Annotated in this window: 23 protein-coding genes; 12 read left to right on the top strand and 11 right to left on the bottom strand. The window is 71.1% G+C overall.

Going from position 1 to position 17505, the window contains the following annotated elements:
* Positions 1 to 33 precede the first annotated feature (33 nt).
* The 4 genes from FB465_RS14895 to hemB all read left to right on the top strand — a co-directional run bounded on the left by FB465_RS14895 (position 34) and on the right by hemB (position 5239).
* On the top strand, positions 34 to 1386 hold the full coding sequence (locus FB465_RS14895; RefSeq protein ID WP_145791027.1) for a glutamyl-tRNA reductase: 1353 nt from the start codon (positions 34 to 36) through the stop codon (positions 1384 to 1386).
* Positions 1387 to 1427: 41 nt separating this feature from the next.
* A complete protein-coding gene (gene hemC, locus FB465_RS14890; protein ID WP_145791025.1) occupies positions 1428 to 2402 on the top strand; it encodes a hydroxymethylbilane synthase in 975 nt (324 codons plus the stop codon).
* The gene (locus FB465_RS14885; protein WP_145791023.1) at positions 2402 to 4045 is read left to right on the top strand and encodes a bifunctional uroporphyrinogen-III C-methyltransferase/uroporphyrinogen-III synthase; all 1644 of its coding nucleotides are present in this window, start codon (positions 2402 to 2404) and stop codon (positions 4043 to 4045) included. Before hemC ends, FB465_RS14885 begins: the two co-directional genes overlap by 1 nt.
* Before the next feature lie 213 nt (positions 4046 to 4258).
* A complete protein-coding gene (gene hemB, locus FB465_RS14880) occupies positions 4259 to 5239 on the top strand; it encodes a porphobilinogen synthase (protein WP_145791022.1) in 981 nt (326 codons plus the stop codon).
* Positions 5240 to 5308: 69 nt separating this feature from the next.
* Here hemB and FB465_RS14875 read toward each other — a convergent pair whose 3' ends face one another.
* The 3 genes from FB465_RS14875 to FB465_RS14865 all read right to left on the bottom strand — a co-directional run bounded on the left by FB465_RS14875 (position 5309) and on the right by FB465_RS14865 (position 6642).
* Positions 5309 to 5566 (bottom strand): hypothetical protein, encoded by a 258-nt coding sequence (locus FB465_RS14875; RefSeq protein ID WP_145791020.1) that lies wholly within the window; start codon positions 5564 to 5566, stop codon positions 5309 to 5311.
* Between the two features lie 264 nt (positions 5567 to 5830).
* Positions 5831 to 6175, bottom strand: coding sequence for a rodlet layer protein (locus FB465_RS14870; RefSeq protein ID WP_145791017.1), 345 nt, complete (start codon positions 6173 to 6175; stop codon positions 5831 to 5833).
* A 122-nt stretch (positions 6176 to 6297) separates the two neighbouring features.
* Positions 6298 to 6642, bottom strand: a complete 345-nt coding sequence (locus FB465_RS14865; protein ID WP_145791015.1) for a rodlet layer protein — start codon at positions 6640 to 6642, stop codon at positions 6298 to 6300.
* A gap of 361 nt (positions 6643 to 7003) precedes the next feature.
* Here FB465_RS14865 and FB465_RS14860 point away from each other — a divergent pair, with 361 nt between their 5' ends.
* Entirely contained in the window at positions 7004 to 7669 is a 666-nt protein-coding gene (locus tag FB465_RS14860; protein WP_145791014.1) for a hypothetical protein, read from the top strand.
* A 109-nt stretch (positions 7670 to 7778) separates the two neighbouring features.
* Here the strand turns inward: FB465_RS14860 and FB465_RS14855 are convergent, their stop codons facing one another.
* The 4 genes from FB465_RS14855 to FB465_RS14840 form a co-directional block, all read right to left on the bottom strand.
* Complete coding sequence (locus FB465_RS14855; RefSeq protein ID WP_145791012.1) at positions 7779 to 8168, bottom strand: hypothetical protein; 390 nt, start codon at positions 8166 to 8168, stop codon at positions 7779 to 7781.
* A 115-nt stretch (positions 8169 to 8283) separates the two neighbouring features.
* Positions 8284 to 8562 carry a chaplin gene (locus FB465_RS14850; RefSeq protein WP_145791010.1) on the bottom strand — a complete coding sequence of 93 codons (279 nt, stop codon included), beginning with the start codon at positions 8560 to 8562 and terminating at the stop codon, positions 8284 to 8286.
* Between the two features lie 95 nt (positions 8563 to 8657).
* Positions 8658 to 8900, bottom strand: coding sequence for a chaplin (locus FB465_RS14845; RefSeq protein ID WP_145791008.1), 243 nt, complete (start codon positions 8898 to 8900; stop codon positions 8658 to 8660).
* Positions 8901 to 9216: 316 nt separating this feature from the next.
* Positions 9217 to 9468 (bottom strand): chaplin, encoded by a 252-nt coding sequence (locus tag FB465_RS14840; protein WP_145791007.1) that lies wholly within the window; start codon positions 9466 to 9468, stop codon positions 9217 to 9219.
* A 260-nt stretch (positions 9469 to 9728) separates the two neighbouring features.
* Between FB465_RS14840 and FB465_RS14835 the strand changes: the two genes are divergently transcribed.
* Both FB465_RS14835 and FB465_RS14830 read left to right on the top strand, forming a co-directional pair.
* Positions 9729 to 9968 (top strand): chaplin, encoded by a 240-nt coding sequence (locus FB465_RS14835; RefSeq protein ID WP_145791005.1) that lies wholly within the window; start codon positions 9729 to 9731, stop codon positions 9966 to 9968.
* A 312-nt stretch (positions 9969 to 10280) separates the two neighbouring features.
* A complete protein-coding gene (locus tag FB465_RS14830; protein WP_246192667.1) occupies positions 10281 to 11930 on the top strand; it encodes an RICIN domain-containing protein in 1650 nt (549 codons plus the stop codon).
* A 76-nt stretch (positions 11931 to 12006) separates the two neighbouring features.
* Here the strand turns inward: FB465_RS14830 and FB465_RS14825 are convergent, their stop codons facing one another.
* Together FB465_RS14825 and FB465_RS35810 are read right to left on the bottom strand one after the other, a co-directional pair.
* Positions 12007 to 12603, bottom strand: a complete 597-nt coding sequence (locus tag FB465_RS14825) for a DUF4291 domain-containing protein (protein WP_145791003.1) — start codon at positions 12601 to 12603, stop codon at positions 12007 to 12009.
* Between the two features lie 62 nt (positions 12604 to 12665).
* Positions 12666 to 12806: a hypothetical protein gene (locus FB465_RS35810; protein WP_170290589.1), complete on the bottom strand. Its 141-nt coding sequence runs from the start codon at positions 12804 to 12806 to the stop codon at positions 12666 to 12668.
* Positions 12807 to 12827: 21 nt separating this feature from the next.
* Between FB465_RS35810 and FB465_RS14820 the strand changes: the two genes are divergently transcribed.
* From FB465_RS14820 to FB465_RS14800, 5 genes are all read left to right on the top strand, one after another.
* Positions 12828 to 13307: a MarR family winged helix-turn-helix transcriptional regulator gene (locus tag FB465_RS14820; protein ID WP_145791001.1), complete on the top strand. Its 480-nt coding sequence runs from the start codon at positions 12828 to 12830 to the stop codon at positions 13305 to 13307.
* Positions 13308 to 13506: 199 nt separating this feature from the next.
* Positions 13507 to 14787 carry a diaminopimelate decarboxylase gene (lysA, locus tag FB465_RS14815; protein ID WP_145791000.1) on the top strand — a complete coding sequence of 427 codons (1281 nt, stop codon included), beginning with the start codon at positions 13507 to 13509 and terminating at the stop codon, positions 14785 to 14787.
* A 39-nt stretch (positions 14788 to 14826) separates the two neighbouring features.
* Positions 14827 to 15051 carry a hypothetical protein gene (locus FB465_RS14810; RefSeq protein WP_145790998.1) on the top strand — a complete coding sequence of 75 codons (225 nt, stop codon included), beginning with the start codon at positions 14827 to 14829 and terminating at the stop codon, positions 15049 to 15051.
* 141 nt (positions 15052 to 15192) lie between these two features.
* Positions 15193 to 15966 carry a DUF72 domain-containing protein gene (locus FB465_RS14805; RefSeq protein WP_145790996.1) on the top strand — a complete coding sequence of 258 codons (774 nt, stop codon included), beginning with the start codon at positions 15193 to 15195 and terminating at the stop codon, positions 15964 to 15966.
* Positions 15967 to 15973: 7 nt separating this feature from the next.
* On the top strand, positions 15974 to 16258 hold the full coding sequence (locus tag FB465_RS14800) for an acylphosphatase (protein WP_211785786.1): 285 nt from the start codon (positions 15974 to 15976) through the stop codon (positions 16256 to 16258).
* Between the two features lie 87 nt (positions 16259 to 16345).
* Here the strand turns inward: FB465_RS14800 and FB465_RS14795 are convergent, their stop codons facing one another.
* Both FB465_RS14795 and FB465_RS14790 read right to left on the bottom strand, forming a co-directional pair.
* Entirely contained in the window at positions 16346 to 16531 is a 186-nt protein-coding gene (locus FB465_RS14795) for a hypothetical protein (RefSeq protein ID WP_145790995.1), read from the bottom strand.
* A gap of 118 nt (positions 16532 to 16649) precedes the next feature.
* Positions 16650 to 17138 carry a hypothetical protein gene (locus FB465_RS14790; protein ID WP_145797356.1) on the bottom strand — a complete coding sequence of 163 codons (489 nt, stop codon included), beginning with the start codon at positions 17136 to 17138 and terminating at the stop codon, positions 16650 to 16652.
* Between the last annotated feature and the right edge of the window lie 367 nt (positions 17139 to 17505).

The following is a 17505-nucleotide window of genomic DNA, read 5'->3' as shown; positions in this document are numbered from 1 at the left end:
CAGAGACCGGATCCGTATGCACAAGGGGCGGGCATGAGTCTTCTCGTCGTTGGGCTGAGCCACCGCACCGCCCCCGTCGGCGTGCTGGAGCGCGCTGCGCTGACCGGTGACGTCCCCACCAGGCTGCTGCACGACGCCGCGGCCACGGCGACCGTCGCCGAGGCGGCGCTCGTCAACACCTGCAACCGCATCGAGCTGTACGCGGACGTGGACAAGTTCCACGCGGGCGTCGCCGAGCTCTCCCTGCTGCTCGCCCACCACAGCGGCGTGGACCTGGAGGAGCTCACCTCCCACCTGTACGTCCACTACGAGGACCGGGCCGTCCACCACCTCTTCTCGGTGGCCTGCGGCCTGGACTCGATGGTGGTCGGCGAGGGCCAGATCCTCGGCCAGCTGCGCGACGCGCTGGCCCGCGCCCAGGAGGAGCACACCGCCGGGCGCGGCCTGAACGAGCTGTTCCAGCAGGCCCTGCGGGTCGGCAAGCGGGCGCACAGCGAGACCGGCATCGACAAGGCCGGGCAGTCGCTGGTCACCTTCGGCCTGGAGCAGATCGCCGCGGGCGCGGGCGAGATCGCGGGCAAGCGGGCCCTGGTGGTCGGCGCCGGCTCGATGAGCTCGCTCGCCGCGGCGACCCTGGTCCGGGCCGGTATCGGCGAACTGTTGATCGCCAACCGCACCCCCGAGCGGGCCGAGCGGCTGGCGGCCAACCTGGGCGCCCGTACGGTCGACTTCGCCAAGGTCCCCGAGACCCTGGCCGACGTCGACCTGGTGATCTCCTGTACCGGCGCGGCCGGTGTGGTGATCAGCGCCGAGGACATCGCGGCGGCCGTGGCCGTGCGTACCGGCGAGCGAGCCCAGAATTGGGCAGAGACTCCGCTGGCCTTCCTCGACCTGGCCATGCCGCGGGACGTCGACCACGACGTGCACGAGCTGCCCGGGGCCCTGCTGGTCGACCTGGAGAGCCTCTCCCACGCCCACGCCGCCACCCCGGGGGCCGGGGACGTGGACGCGGTGACCGGGATCGTCGCCGAGGAGGTCGCCGCCTTCGGCGCGGCCCAGCGCGCCGCCCGGATCGCCCCCACCGTGGTCGCCCTGCGCGCCATGGCCTCCGAGGTCGTGCTGAGCGAACTCGGACGCCTGAACACGCGGCTGCCCGATCTGGACGAGCGCACCCGCGCCGAGGTCTCGCAGACCGTCAAGCGGGTCGTCGACAAGCTCCTGCACGCCCCCACCGTGCGGGTCAAGCAGCTGGCGGCCGAGCCCGGCGGCGCCTCGTACGCCGACGCGCTCCGCGAACTGTTCGACCTGGACCCGGCGGCAGTGCAGGCTGTCTCCGGTACTCCGATCGGGGCACAGGCCAAGCCCTCCGCCGGAGCGCCCAGATGAACCATCAGTCAGCCCACCAGCACGACCGGGACGATCACCTCATGAATGGTCAAGAGTCAGCGGTACCGCTGCGACTCGGCACCCGCCGCAGCGCCCTCGCCATGGCCCAGTCGGGCATGGTCGCCCGCGAGGTCACCCGGGTCACCGGGCGCCCCGTCGAGCTGGTGGAGATCACCACCTACGGCGACACCTCGCGCGAGGCGCTCGCCCAGATCGGCGGCACCGGGGTCTTCGTCTCCGCGCTGCGCGACGCGCTGCTCGAGGGCCGGATCGACCTCGCCGTGCACTCCCTGAAGGACCTCCCCACCGCGGCCCCCGAGGGACTGCTGCTGGCGGCCGTCCCCGAGCGCGAGGACGCCCGGGACGCCCTGGTGGCCCGCGACGGGCTCGCCCTGGACGAGCTGGTGGAGAAGCTGGCCGGGCACCCCGCCCGGATCGGCACCGGCTCTCCGCGCCGGATGGCCCAGCTGAACGCCTGGGCGAGCGCCCGCGGCGCGGCCCTGGAGACCGTCCCGATCCGCGGCAACGTCGACACCCGGATCGGGTACGTCGCGGCCGGTGAGCTGGACGCCGTGGTGCTGGCCACCGCCGGCCTCAACCGCCTCGGCCGCAGCACCGAGATCACCCAGCACCTCGACCCCGAGCTGATGGTGCCGGCCCCCGGCCAGGGCGCCCTCGCCATCGAGTGCGTGGACGCCGCCCTCGCCGCCGCCCTCGGCGCGCTCGACCACGCCCCCACCCGGGCCGCCGTGGTCGCCGAGCGTGCCCTGCTGGCGGCCCTGGAGGCCGGCTGCTCCGCCCCCGTCGCCGCGCTGGCGACCTGGGTGAGCCCGAAGGAACTGCAGCTGGAGGGCGTGGTCGGCACCGTCGACGGCGCCACCCTGCTGAGAATGACCGCCAACGGTCCGCTCGTCCTCGACGAGACGGCCGAGCGGCAGGCGACGGCCCTCGGCCACGCCCTCGCCGCCCGGCTCCTCGAAGCGGGAGCGGCCAATCTGATGGGGGAGCGAGCCTGATGAGCCCCAACGCCGCTACCAGCTTGTCCAGCAGCCCGGCCACCCCGGCCGGCCGCTGCACCTTCCTGGGCGCAGGCCCCGGGGACCCCGGACTGCTCACCCTGCGCGCGGTCGACGTGCTGGCCTCCGCCGACATCCTGATCGCCGACCCGCTGACCGCCGCCGCCGTGCGCAGTCACTGCCCGGCGGGCGTGCGGGTGCACAACCCGGCCGAGGAGACCGACCTCGACGTGGCCAAGCTGGTCGCCGAGGCGGTCCGGGCCGGCAAGCACGTGGTCCGCACCGTCGACGGTGACCCGGGCCTGGACGGCTGCGCCGCCGAGGAGATGCTCTGCTGTGCCCGCGCCGAGATCGCCTTCGAGGTGATCCCGGGTGTCGCGCAGTCGGTCGGCGTCCCCGCGTACGCCGGTGTCCCGCTGCGCGGCAGCCAGGGCGCCGACGTCCGCTTCGTGGACGGCGCCGCGCTGCTGGCCGGCGGCCTGGTCGACCTCGGCGCCCCCGAGACCACCCTGGTGGTCCGGACGACGCTGGGCCAGCTGCCCGCCACCGCCAACGCGCTGGTCGCGCACGGCCGCAAGCCCGACGCCGCGCTCTGCGCGACGCTCTCCGGCACCACGACCCGCCAGCGGACCTTCACCGCCACGCTGGCGACCATCGCCGCCGACCTGAAGGCGGCCCGCGTGCTGCCCTCGCCGGTCTCGGCCCCGGTGGACCCTGCCACCTCGGTCATAGCCGTCGTCGGCGAGCAGGTCGCCCACCGCTCCTCGCACTCCTGGTTCGAGACCAAGCCGCTGTTCGGCTGGAACGTCCTGGTGCCGCGTACCAAGGAGCAGGCCACCGGCCTCTCCGAGCAGCTGCGCTCGTACGGCGCGGTGCCGCAGGAGGTGCCCACCATCGCGGTGGAGCCGCCGCGCACCCCGCAGCAGATGGAGCGCGCCATCAAGGGCCTGGTGACGGGCCGCTACGAGTGGATCGCCTTCACCTCGGTCAACGCGGTGCGTGCTGTCCGCGAGAAGTTCGAGGAGTACGGGCTCGACGCCCGCGCCTTCGCCGGCATCAAGGTCGCGGCGGTCGGCGAGACCACCGCCCAGGCGCTGGTCGACTTCGGCGTGAAGCCCGACCTGGTGCCCTCCGGTGAGCAGTCCGCCGCCGGTCTGCTGGAGGACTGGCCGCCGTACGACCCGGTCTTCGACCCGATCGACCGGGTGCTGCTGCCCCGTGCCGACATCGCCACCGAGACCCTGGTGGCCGGCCTGGTCGAGCTCGGCTGGGAGGTGGACGACGTGACGGCGTACCGCACCGTCCGCGCCTCGCCGCCGCCGGCCGAGACCCGCGAGGCGATCAAGGGCGGCGGGTTCGACGCGGTGCTCTTCACCTCGTCCTCGACCGTGCGGAACCTGGTCGGTATCGCCGGTAAGCCGCACAACGTCACGATCATCGCCTGTATCGGTCCGGCCACCGCCAAGACCGCCGAGGAGCACGGACTTCGGGTGGACGTGATGGCCCCGGCGCCGTCGGCCGCCGCGCTGGCCCAGGCCCTGGCAGACTTCGGTGCGGGGCGTCGGGACGCGGCCGTCGCGGCGGGTGAGCCGGTCTACCGGCCCAGCGAACGCCGCCCCGGCTCCCGCCGCAAGGCCCGCTGAGGGGCTTCCCCCAGGGGCGCGGGGCTCACCAACGCAACTGGGTACCTTCAGGGGCGCGGGGAACTGCGCGACCAGGGCACAACGAAGGTGCACGGTTGATCGCGCAGTTCCCCGCGCCCCTGCTGTGGTCGACCATGTGCGTACGGGTGCCCGCGCCCCCGTTGTGGTTACCCGGTTGCGTACAGTTCCCCCATTCGTCCGGAGAGAGAAGCCATGTCCGCTGAATTCCCGTACGTACGCCCGCGCCGCCTGCGCTCGACCCCGGCGATGCGTCGGCTGGTCGCGGAGACCCGGCTGCACCCGGCCGAGCTGATCCTGCCCGCCTTCGTCCGCGAGGGCATCGCCGAGCCGCGCCCGATCGCCTCGATGCCGGGCATCGTCCAGCACACCAGGGACACCCTGCGGAAGGCCGCCGTGGAGGCCGCCGAGGCGGGCCTGGGCGGCATCATGCTGTTCGGCGTCCCCGAGGTCCAGGACGCCGTCGGCAGCGAGGGCACCAACCCGGACGGCATCCTGCAGAAGGCGATCCGGGACGTGGTCTCGGAGGTCGGCGACGCGCTCGTGGTGATGTCCGACCTCTGTCTGGACGAGTACACCGACCACGGCCACTGCGGCGTCCTCGCCGAGGACGGCAGTGTGGACAACGACGCCACCCTGGAGCGGTACAAGGAGATGGCCGTCGTCCAGGCCGACGCGGGCGTCCACCTGGTCGGCCCGTCCGGGATGATGGACGGTCAGATCGGCGTGATCCGCCGCGCGCTGGACGAGGCGGGCCACCAGGAGACCGGCATCCTCGCCTACACCGCCAAGTACGCCTCGGCCTTCTACGGCCCGTTCCGCGAGGCCGTCGGCTCCTCGCTCAAGGGCGACCGCAAGACGTACCAGCAGGACCCGGCCAACGCCCGTGAGTCGCTGCGCGAGCTGCAGCAGGACGTCGCCGAGGGCGCCGACCTGGTGATGGTGAAGCCGGCCATGGCGTACCTGGACATCCTGCGCCAGATCGCCGACGCCTCGCCGGTACCGGTGGCCGCGTACCAGGTCTCCGGCGAGTACTCGATGATCGAGGCCGCTGCCGCCAACGGCTGGGTGGACCGCGAGCGGATCATCCTGGAGACGCTCACCTCGATCCGCCGGGCCGGTGCCGAGCAGATCCTGACCTACTGGGCCGTCGAGGCGGCCAGGATGCTGCGATAGCAGCTCCCCGTACGACCGAGGCCGGGCCCCGTGATCGGGACCCGGCCTCGGCTGCTGTCCGACCCGGCGTCAGTCGATGTGGACGATGCCCTCGGCGCCGCCGCCGGTGGCGGTGCTGGTCGCCCAGCCCCACTGGTGCCCGGCCACGAAGATGTGGTCGGTGACGGCCCAGCCGTGCTGCTCACCGGCGACGAACGGCTCTTCCGCCGTCGCGATGAAGTGGCCGCCGCCGCCGGCGTCGACGTGTGCGTACGCCGGCGCCGAGACACCGGCGATGGCCAGTGCGCCGACCGTGGTCAGCAAGGCCTTGCCCAGCATGCTCTTCATGAATCTGTCCTCTCTGGTGCAGTAGACCGTCGGCGCCCTGCGGACAGTGCCGACGGACTGCGTGATAGGGCGGGAAATACACGTGATCACACCGGTGCTGCTCGCGGTACGCAGTACGCGCCGCACTGACGGCCTGTCACCCGAACGCACCGCAGCCGAACGGGATCCGCCGCCGCGAGCGGTCTGTGCGGCAGGCAGACGAAAACCGCCGGGCCCAGGAGGAGAAGCTCCCCCCGGACCCGGCGGCCGGACGCTGCGGGTTGATCAGCCGATCAGGTGGCTGACGCCGCCGTCGCCGCTGCCCAGGGTGTTCTGGCCCACGACGCAGGTCTGCTCCGGGTTGGTGTTGAGGGCGTTGACCTCGACCGGAACCGCGACACCGATGACGGCCACCGCGATGTTGTGGACCTCCGGCAGGCAGAGGTTCGGGTTGTCCAGGGTGTGGAAGTTCGGGCTGTGGTTGCCGGCGGTGCCGGTCGCGTTGGTGCCACCGTTGCCCTGAACGGAGCTGGCCTGCCCGTCCTGGTCGGCGATCGCCATGGCGGGGGCGGCGGTCATGGCCAGACCGGCAGCGGCGACACCGAACGCGGCAAGAGCCTTCTTGATCATTTTTCTGTTCCTTTTCGGATCTGATGGGAGTGGAGCGGGGAAAGCCGGTGGTACTGACTGAACTGGCGGTTCAGGGTGATTCGGATGGTTCAGATGGGCCTTGGGGGCCGCGGTGCGGCTGGTCAGCCGACCAGGTGGGACACGCCGCCGTCACCGCTGCCGAGGGTGCCCTGGCCGACCACGCAGGTCTGCTTCGGCGTGTTGTTCAGGGCGTCCACCTCGACCGGGACCGCGACACCGAGCACGCCGACGCCGATGTTGTGGATCTCCGGGAGGCAGATGTTCGGGTTGTCGAGGAAGTGGAAGTTCGGGCTGTGGTTGCCCCAGGTGCCCGTGGCGTTGGTGCCGCCGTTGCCCTGGATGGAACCCGCCTGCCCGTCCTGGTTGCCGATGGCGACGGCGGGGGTGGACGCCGCGGCCATGGCGGCGGCAACCAGGCCGAAGGTCGCGAAAGTCTTCTTGAGCATGGGGGAGATACCTCTCTGAAATGCTGGGATTCGCCGTCTCGGCGGTCTCGACTGTGTTCGTTCAACGCGTTCAACGAGAAGACCAGGTCTGCGGTTGCTAGCCCGTCAGGGGGGATTCCGTGGCATCCGATCCTGCCGCCGTCGTGGCTGCGACATTTAGATCAAAGAATGACGGCGCGGAAAGTTACGCGGATTCTTCGAGAACGGGTGACGGATCATCACGGGGTCGGCGATCCGGTGGGATTATTAGGCCATACTGGTTAACTGGCGCTATCCGGCCATGCGTGGGTCGTTGAGACAGAGTGTTTTCTGCTGCACAGCAGCTCTCCGTCAAAAGCTCACAGACAGATCGGTGATTAGCATGAAGCTCTCCAAGCGGGCCGGCGCGTTGCTGCTGGCGGTCGGCGCCGGTGTCGTCACGGCCCAGGGCGCCGCCGCGGCAGCTCCGATGACTCCGGGTCAGGTGGCGGCGATCGAGGACGAGTTGGCCACCAAGGAGGTGCCGTTCACGATCCCGCTCGGGGCGGCGACCGACCCGCTTCCGCTGCTTCCGGCGGGCGGCAAGATCTCCGGCGGGGTGCCCACCTCGCTGCTGATGCCGCCGGTCCCGGAGGGCAAGGCCGATCACCAGCTGATCCCGGACCGGATCGTCCCGTCGATCCCCACCGGCAAGGTCGGCCCCGCTCTGCAGGCCTCCGTCCCGCTGCCGACCGCGGACCGCAGCACCGAGCTCGGCGACCTGCTGGTGGATGCCCCCGCCGCTCCGCTGAACGCCGGCGGCCCCGGCCTCACGCTGGGCCAGCCGGTCACCTGGGTCGAGGGCAGCAGCGGCCAACTCGCGGACGGTGCCCTCGGGTTCGGTGAGATCGACCCGCAGCTGATCACCGCGCCGGTGCAGGCGATCCCCGGCGCCAAGGCCAGCCTGGGCGGTGACGACAAGCGCATCTCGGTCACCGACTCGCTGAAGAGCCTGACGGCCACCACCACCGGCACCGTCACGGGCGTTCTGGACCAGACCCAGGCCTGACCCCTCGGCAGGTACGGCCGAACGACCCGGCGAGGTCATCAGAAAGGGCCCGGTGCCACCCCCTCGGGGGAGACGCCGGGCCCTTCCGTACGTCCGGTGCGCCGGCCGTTCAGCCGGGCAGCACCCCGAGCAGCGGGCCGACGTGCGGCAGGTCCTTCACCCCGCCGCCGTTGCTCAGCGGAGCGGTCAGCATGCCGGTGGTCACCGGCTTCAGGCCGTTGTCCGGCTCGACCGCGACGCCGTTGTTCAGCACATCCGCCGAGGACTGGGCAAACGGGTCCAGCCGGAGGGTCTTCACGGGCGTCACGGAGTACCCGAGCGCGCCCGTCACGCCGCCCAGTGCCGGGCCGACGTCGGTGGACTGCAGGTGGGTCGACGGCTGCGGCAGCGAGGTGTCGCCCGTGCCGGACTCGGCGGAGGCGGCCGGTGCGGTGGCGCCCAGCAGCATCGCCGCGCCCAGCGCGGTCAGCAGGCCGGCTCCGCTCGTCTTTCGAAGCATGGGGTACCAACCCTTCAGTGAGAGGTGCTCATTCAGTCGTACCGATGCGAACTGCCCCCCGGCCGAGGGGCCGAGGGGCAGTTCGCGCAAGGCAGAGGTGCCGATCAGCGGGTGATCAGGGGCAGTCCTCTTCGTGCTCGTGCTCCTTGGGGATGTCCACGTTGGCGCAGGAGTTGCCGAACGCCGGGTTCAGCAGGCCGATCACGTTGACGCTGTTGCCACAGACGTTCACCGGGACGTGCACGGGGACCTGGATCAGGTTGCCGGACAGCACACCGGGGGAGTTGGTGGCGACGCCCTCGGCCTCGGCGCCGGCACTGGCGACACCGGCACCGGCCAGCACCAGGCCGGCCGCGGCGGCGGAGATGACGGCGGCCTTCTTCACGTTCTGCATGGGGGTTGATCTCCTAGATCACACACGGGGAGGGTGCGCCGCACCCTGTTTGCGCGGGGTGCGGCGCAGGCACAACCGAGTCAGCTTTCGCTGATTCAGCCGATGTTGGCGCAGTGGTTGCCGAACGCCGGGTTGAGCAGGCCGATCACGTTGACGGTGTTGCCGCAGACGTTGATCGGGACGTGCACGGGAACCTGGATCAGGTTGCCGGAGAGCACGCCGGGCGAGTTGGCCGCGACGCCCTCGGCCTCGGCGCTCGCGCCGGCGACACCGGCCGAGCCCAGCACCAGACCGGCGGCGGCGAGAGAGAGGACAGCAGCCTTCTTGAAGTTGCGCATATGGTTCTTCCTCCGTTTTCTGCCCGACTTTGGATGGTCGGGAGCCGGGCGAATCAGAATCATCGCCCGATGGTTTTGGGATGCACCGTGATTGTCACTCACGCGGCCCAAGAGCTGCGTGTCGCCCGTGGCTTGGGCGGTGCCTGGCCGCTTTTTTCACGCGCCCGCCACCATTTCTCTCACGGCCGAGAATTGGTCGCATTGCGGCGCGTCCAGGAGAGTGTCCGCAAGAACGGAAGTTCGAAACGGAGTTGGACTCTCCTGGGAGTCATGGGCTGAGCCGGCCTGCCGAATTGCTCCGGCGGGCCCGTCGGAATCAGACGTTGGCGCAGGAGTTGCCGAACGCCGGGTTCAGCGCGCCGATCACGTTGACGGTGTTGCCGCAGACGTTGACCGGAATGTGCACCGGAACCTGGATCAGGTTTCCCGACGCAACACCGGGGGAGCCGGCGGCAACGCCCTCGGCCGACGCGCCATGGGCGTGGTGGGCAGAGGCGGTGGCGGCGCCGCCGAGCAGCAGGGCCGCGGCAGCCGCGGAGCCGAACGCGCCGTAGGCGAGCTTGCGCATGGTGCGGTCTCATTTCTTGCGTGCTAGCGAGGACGTGGGTGGAGCTCGTTTCGCCAGTAAGAACGACCAAGCACGCGGAGGGAAACGGGCGGCTTCGGTGATCACCCGAATGCCGTGATTGGTGCAAGTGGGTGAATGTGGAAGGCCGGGCGCAACTGGTCGAGGCAGGGCTCGTTGGGGATGACGCACGCCCGTGCGCTTCCATGCTGAGCCTCTCGCTGCTGCGGCAATTGGAAGATCTGATTAACGAGGAGACTCATATGAGCATCAAGAAGGCCGCCGCCGTCGGCGCCGCCGTTGTCGGCATTGTTGCGGCTGGTGCGGGCACCGCCGCGGCGAGCGCCGAGGCCGAGGGCGTCGCGGCCGGCTCCCCCGGTGTGCTGTCGGGCAACGCTGTCCAGGTTCCGGTGCACATCCCGGTCAACCTCTGCGGCAACACCGTCAACGTGATCGCCGCGCTGAACCCGGCGTTCGGCAACTCCTGCGCGAACGTCGGCTGACTCGGGCCACTGGCGCCTGACTGACGCTCCGAGGCTCAGCGGGTCCTCCGGTCGATTCCGTAGCACCGAGCCGCCGCTCTCCGTCTCCCCTCCTGAGACGTCGGGCGGCGGCTCTGCTGTGTCCAGAACTCCCTTGCGCCGGCGTTGTCATGACCCTTGTTGAGTTACTTGTCAGTACCTAACATATGAGGCCGACTCACCTTTTACCGTCCGACGCGCACCCCCAGGCGCCCGGCCGGTGATGTGCACGCTCCATGCTCCGCGCCGCCCGGCGCACGCCGAGTGGCCCCCCACCCTCTCAAGGAGTCATGCGTGACCAGGTCACATCTGTCAGGCGCGCGCCGATATCGCCCCGGCGCCCTGCTGGCCACAGCCGGGTTGATAGCCACCTTCGCCCTCGCCGGGGCACCGAACGCCGTCGCGGACACCTCCGCCGCCACCGCCAGGCCCGCCGCCATCGTCGCCCTCGGCGACAGCGCCATCTCCGGCGAGGGCGCGGGCTCCGACACCAACGACGCGTACGTCCCCGGCACCGACACCCCCACCAACTACTGTCACCGGCACGACAAGTCGGAGATCTTCGTCACCGGCCTCGGCGGCGTCACCCCGATCGACCTCGCCTGCTCCGGCGCCCAGACCGGCGACCTGGTCAGCGACCCCGAACTGGCGAAGATCACCGGCTCGGGCAGCGGCGACTTCGGCGAGGAGAAGCAGGACGTCCAACTCGCCCGGACGGCCGCCCAGTACGACGTCAAGATGGTCGTCGTCACGATCGGCGCCAACGACGACTTCGACTTCAGCGGCATCATGCTGAGCTGCCTCGCCCAGTACTTCCCGATCCCGAAGTCGCAGGGCTGCCGCGACACCATCGGCAGCGACGCCATCCGGCAGCGGGCGGTGCGCGTCATCCCCAAGGTGGTCGCCGCGCTGACCAACGTCCGCAACACCATGCGCTCGGCGGGGTACGCGGACTCCTCGTACCAGCTGGTCTTCCAGTCCTACTTCACGCCGATCACCCCCGACATCCGCCGCAACGACTACGCCGGCAAGATCGCGGACGGCTGCCCGGCCTTCCCCGAGGACCTGGCCTGGGGCCACAACTGGGTGGTGCCGCAGCTGAGTGACGCGCTGCGGCAGGCCGCCTCCCAGGTGCCCGGCGTGCGGTACCTGGACCAGCGGCGGGTCAGCTACGGCCACGAGGTCTGCGCGGAGTGGACCAGTTCGCCGTACGAGTACACCAACGGCGACGTGATCGACCTCTCGGAGAAGACCCGCAACGGCTGCGACCACGAGATCGGCATCCCGGGCGTCTGCATGAACATGGTCCGCCAGTCGTACCACCTGCGGGTCGCCGGCTACGCGGGCGAGGCGCGCTGCCTGGCCCAGTTCTACCAGCAGCCCTCCCAGAAGGAGGCGTTCTGCACGCTCAGCCAGCAGAACACCACCTCGATCGAGCCGCTGACCCCTGGTCAGCCCTTGCCGGACAAGCCCGAGGACGGCGCCTGGTACCAGCTCACCAACGCCTCCAACGGCCAGGTCCTCGACCTCGCGGGCGGCGGCACCTACGGCGACAGCACCAACGGCCGTAACGCCATCACCTACCGGGCGACCGGCGGGCTCAACCAGTCCTTCGTCCTGGAGATCAAGTCGGGCGGCAGTTACGAGCTCGACTTCAGCGGCAACCGCAACATGTGCCTGGACGCCACCGGAGCCTCCACCGCCCCCGGGACGCGGCTGGAGCAGTGGGGCTGCAACGGCGGCGGGAACCAGCACTGGATCTTCAAGCCGGCCGGCAACGGCACCTACAAGCTGGCCGACTCCCAGGACCAGACCAAGGTGGCCACCGCCTCCAGCCACCTGGACGGCCAGGGGAACCCGCTGGTCGAGCTGGCCGAGGACACCGGCGCGGCCAACCAGCTCTGGCAGCTGAGCAAGCTCGGCATCGTCTACCTGCACGGCTGACCGGTCCGCAGGGCCGCCGAAAAGACGTGCGCGGGGCCCGCCCACTGGGGCGGGCGGGCCCCGCGCACTCCACTGCTCAGGCCACGGCCGGACCGCTGCGGTCGGCGCCGATCCGCTCCGCCAGGTCGTCGGGCAGCGCGTACGGCCGCTCCGCGGGCAGCAGCCCCGGATCCCGCTCCCGGCGGACGCGGTCGGCGAGGCCGGTCACGTCCTCGATGGCGGTGATCCACTCGTCGAGGTAGCGCCGAACGGCCTCGCCGCGCAGACCGACCTGCAGCGAGCGCCAGGGCAGCGGCTGCAGCGCGAGGTTGCGCTCCGGGTCCCACTGGACACGGACGGGGTGCTGCCGGACCTCGCTCCGCCAGTGGTCACGCGAGCGGTGCATCCGCGAGTCGTACGCGCTCAGCGCGGAGTTGGCGAGCGCCCACTCGAAGCCCTCGCGCCGGATGGTGATCGCGAGCACGCGTTCCTGCCCGGCGCTCCGGGCCCAGTCGCTGCGGTGCATCATCCACAGGAACGAGGGCTTGATCCACGTCATCCGCTCCCGCTTGAACGCCTCGGGGAAGCGCCCGGTCGCGGCCGCCGGCTCGGCGATCTCGGGTGAGAAGGCCTGGTAGACCGTGATCGAGTCATCGGTGTGGGCGGCGCGGATCTGGCGGCTGGGCGTGGGCATGCCCCGATCCTGCCCTACCGGGTGCCCCGGGCTCATGTCCTTTTCCTGCGCCGCGCCCCGGCTCAGCCGGCCTCGAGCAGGGCGAACTCCTCCGTGGTCAACGTCAGTTCGGCGGCCGCCGCACCCCGGCCCTCGACCGAGAGCGGCGACGCGCCCAGTCCGACGGCGCTGACCTCGCCGGTGCCGATTCGGCGACTGCGCATGTTGCGTAACCTCACCTTCCCATGGCCGAGAACGCGTCGGAGACGACGCCCGGAAGCCAGTCGGACACCCCGCCGGCCGCCGACGTGACCGAACGCCTGGGATACCGCCTCAAGCGCACCGCCGCGGCACTGCGCAGCGCGATGGACAGGGCACTGCGCGAGTACGGCCTGACGGTGCCGCAGTACGCCTGCCTCGAACTCCTCGACCAGCGCCCCGGCCTGTCCAACGCCGAGCTGGCCCGCGGCACCTTCGTCACGCGGCAGTCCATGAACGTCGTCCTTCGCGGACTGCAGGACGCCGGCCTGATCACCCGGCCGGCCACCACCGACCACGGTCGCGCCCTGCCCGCCCACCTCTCCGAGGAGGGCCACCGCCGCCTCGCCGCGGCACGCTCCGCCGTCTACGCCATCGACCAGCGCATGAGCGACGCCGTCCCGGAGCAACGTCTCGCCGAGCTCCTCGCCGACCTCGACCGCATGGCCGCGGCACTCGACGGGTGAGAACGGCCCGCGGTGGTCAACGACGCACCCGGACCAACGACCAGATGATCCGAACGAAACAGCCTGGTCGGCCCGTCCCGGCAGGGCCGGTCCATCCGGGGTTTGGACAGTTGTGCGGGCTCCGCGCCGTTTCCAGCAGGATCGCCCGGTACGGCGGCGACGACCGCTACGACGACCGGCGTGAAGGACGGACCGGACCATGACGACTGCCCCCACCCTCGGCACCGGCGACTTCCCCGGCTCCCTCAGCGGACCGCGGCTCGCCCGGATCACCGAGGAGCACGGCACCCCGGTCTGGGTCTACGACGCCGACGTGATCCGCGCGCAGATCGCCAGGCTGCGGCAGTTCGACCAGATCCGGTTCGCCCAGAAGGCCTGCTCCAACACCCACATCCTGCGGCTGATGCGCGAGCAGGGCGTGGCCGTGGACGCCGTCTCGGCGGGGGAGGTCGAGCGGGCCCTGACCGCCGGCTACCGGCCGGACGGGCCGGGTGAGCCGATCGTCTTCACCGCCGACCTGCTCGACCGCCCGACGCTGCGCCGGCTCGTCGAACTCGGCATCCCGGTCAACGCCGGCTCACCGCAGATGCTCGACCAGATCGGCCGCGCGGCCCCCGGCCACCCGGTGTGGATCCGGATCAACCCGGGCTTCGGACACGGCCACAGCCGCAAGACCAACACCGGTGGCGAGCAGAGCAAGCACGGCATCTGGCACGAGCACCTCGCCGAGAGCCTGGCCCTGGTCGACCGGCACCGGCTCGACCTGATCGGCTTCCACATGCACATCGGCTCCGGGGTGGACTACGGCCACCTGGAGGCGGTCTGCGAGACGATGGTCAAGCAGGTCAGGCTCAGCGGCCGCGACCTCCGGGCGATCTCGGCGGGCGGCGGGCTCTCCGTCCCGTACGCACCCGGCCAGCCCGAGGTCGACACCGAGCGGTACTTCCGGATCTGGGACGCGGCTCGCCGGGAACTCGTCACCGAACTCGGCCACCCCGTACGGCTGGAGATCGAACCCGGCCGGTTCCTGGTGGCCGGCTCCGGTGTCCTGGCGGCGGAGGTCCGGGCGCAGAAGCCGGTCGGCAGCAACCACTTCGTCCTGGTCGACGCCGGCTTCAACGACCTGATGAGGCCCGCGATGTACGGCAGCAGCCACCGCGTCACCGTCCTCGCCCCGGACGGCGAACCGCGCACCGACCCGGCCCGTGACACCGTCCTGGCCGGGCCGCTCTGCGAGTCGGGCGACGTTTTCACCCAGGTCGAGGGCGGCGACGTCGAGCCCGTCCCGCTGCCCCGCGCCGAGATCGGCGACCTGGTCGTCTTCCACGACACCGGTGCCTACGGTGCGAGTATGTCCTCCACCTACAACTCCCGCCCGCTCATCCCGGAGGTCCTCGTCGAGGGCGAGCACACCCGCCTGATCCGGCGCCGCCAGACCGTCGCCGAGCTCCTCACCCTGGAGACCGACCTCCCCGGGTAGGGAGGAAAACCGGGTTGACCGCCCGGATTGAATGAGCGCATGGAGAACGCCGTCTGGGACGCACTTCCGGCCGAGGTGCAGAGCGATGTGGACTCACTGCTCCTGAGGGGCCGGCGCGTCAACGCCATCAAGGTGATCCGGGACGCCATGGGCACCGCCGCCCCTGGGATCCCCACATGCCTCGACCTCATCGTCGAGCGCTACGAGGCACTGGGCCGCTCTCCCGAGGGGTTTGAGCAGCTCCCCTCGACGTCACCGAGCTGATCGGCAGGGCCGAGACCCTCCCCAGGCGCCCGGAGGTGATCGAGTCCGGCTGAGACGGGGACACCGACAGCCCACCGCGGTCACGACCGAACGCCGGCCGGCGAGTACGGCCGCTGCGTCCGATCGTGCTTCCATGGAGGTGTGCCCCTGTTCGTCGGCACCTCGGGCTGGCAGTACGACGACTGGCGTGGCGTCCTGTACGAGGCGGGGACGCCGCGGCGGCGCTGGCTGGAGGAGTACGCCCAGCGGTTCGCCACGGTGGAGAACAACGCTGCCTTCTACCGCCTGCCCCCGGCCGAGACCTTCGCCGACTGGCGGGAGCGCACCCCGGACGGCTTCGTGATGGCGGTCAAGACGAGCCGCTACCTCACCCACGTCAAGCGCCTGCACGACCCGCAGGAGCCGGTCCAGCGCCTCTGGGCGGCCGCCCAGGGCCTGGGCCCGCGGCTCGGGCCGCTCCTCCTCCAGCTCCCGCCGACGCTGCGGGCGGACGCCGAGCTCCTCGACACCTGCCTCGGCTGTTTCCCGCCCGGGGCGAGGGTCGCGGTGGAGCCCCGGCACGAGTCGTGGTGGGTGCCGGAGATCCGGGCCGTCCTGGAGCGGCGCGGTGCCGCCCTGTGCTGGGCGGACCGGCAGGCGCGCCCGGTGACACCGCTGTGGCGGACGGCGGACTGGGGGTATCTGCGGTTCCACGCCGGTATCGCACACCCATGGCCCCGGTACGGCAGGCAGTCGCTGGCCAGTTGGGTGGCGAGAGTGGTCGCGGCCTGGCCGGACGGGGCCGACGTGTACGCGTACTTCAACAACGACCTCGGCGGTGCGGCCGTCGTCGACGCCACCACCTTCGCCTGGGCCGCCGCCCGGGCGGGCCGGACGGTGAGCCGCACGCCGCAGAGCCTGACGGCGAGGCGGTGACACGGGGATGGTGCGCAGCCGAGTGATCGTCTCCGGCGAGGTCCAGGGCGTGTTCTTCCGTGACACCTGCCGGCGCGTGGCGCAGGAGCACCGTGTGGCGGGCTGGGTGCGCAACCTCCCGGACGGCACGGTCGAGGCCGTCTTCGAGGGCGAAGCCGCCGCCGTCATCCGCCTGGTCGACTGGGCCCACCACGGCCCCGCCACCGCCATCGTCGACCGGGTCTACGTCCACGACGAGAACCCCGTCGGCCTCACCGGCTTCGAGATCCGCCCGACCCCCTGGCTCGGCTGAGGCCGACCGTTGACGGCATCTGATTCCGGGTCAGGATGCGATGTGGTCGCCCTTGGCCGGCTTCCCGGATACCGGGTTGACGTCTGATCAGAGCACGTCGGGAGAGGGCGGGGCCGTGCCCTGCGGCGCGCTCAGATCGACGACCAGCCTTCCGTCGCCCTGTGCGGTCACAGCGGCGCCCAGGTCGATGGTGCTGTCATCCGAGAAGCGCACGGTGAACAGCGGGTCAAGGGTGAGGAGGAAGCGCAACTCCTCGCTGTCGTCGGCGACCACCGTCGCGCATGCCCTGCAGCCTCCGACGTCACCGCCAGATCGGCCGGGACAGCGCCGGGGCCGGTGGACGGATTTGCCCACCACTCCAGTCGCACCGGCCCGGACCAGCGGTCCACCGTCAGGGCCAGACCAGGCAGTACAGCTGGTGGCCCGCGTCGTGGAGGCGGTTCGCGAAGTCCTGCCACTCGTGGAGCATGGTGTAGATCACGAAGGCGTCGCGTGGGCCGCGGCGGTCGGGCACCGTCGACCAGATGAAGGCGGCGGCGCCGAGTTCGGTCTCGTCGGCCTTCCGGAGGGGCTCGACCACGATGTGGGGGAGCTGGACCACGGCGTAGTCGGGGTGGAGGACGACGAGCTCCAGGGGCGGGACCTGGTGGAGCGGGACGCCCTGGATGCCGGTGAGGACCATGGCGCTCATGGTCTCGGGCTTGATCTTGGTGGAGAGGTGCCCGTTGGGCGAGCCGCTGGTCTCCATCAGGTCGCCGAGGCGGCCGAGAGTGCCCAGCTCTCCGGCGTCCAGGCCGAGGCCGCCCGGGCCGAGAGCGGTCGGGACTCTGGCGGCGGTGGCTCGGTCGGGTGCGCCGAAGTACTTGTAGGTGACCCCCACTCTGCCCTCGCCCCGCCTTCCCCTGCCCGCACCCGTTCCCCCGCCCGCGGCCCCGGTGGGCCGACGGGAGGTACCCGCGGCCTCCTCGAAACCGTCCTGCGCCTCGGACACTCGGACCATCCTCACCGGAATTCGCCGGAATCGACAGACCCCCGCACGCTCGGTGTCCCTCCGAACGTGCCCATTACCCGTCCTGCGCCGCCGTACACAGTTTCGCTGCACACAGTCTGACTGGTCCGTCAAGCGGACGCGTCACCGGGCCGGTCGTCGCAGTAGTACGGATAACCGTACCGACGCTACAGACCGTACAGCTTTGGTAAAGCCCCCGAGGACCGCGTGCCCCGTACGGGCAGCAGCACACGGATCA

Origin of the sequence: Kitasatospora atroaurantiaca (assembly GCF_007828955.1) — a bacterium.
In the GTDB taxonomy this organism is placed as follows: Bacteria; Actinomycetota; Actinomycetes; order Streptomycetales; family Streptomycetaceae; genus Kitasatospora; species Kitasatospora atroaurantiaca.
Note: the sequence above shows the minus strand (reverse complement) of the source record. Positions and strands in the feature narration are given on the sequence as shown.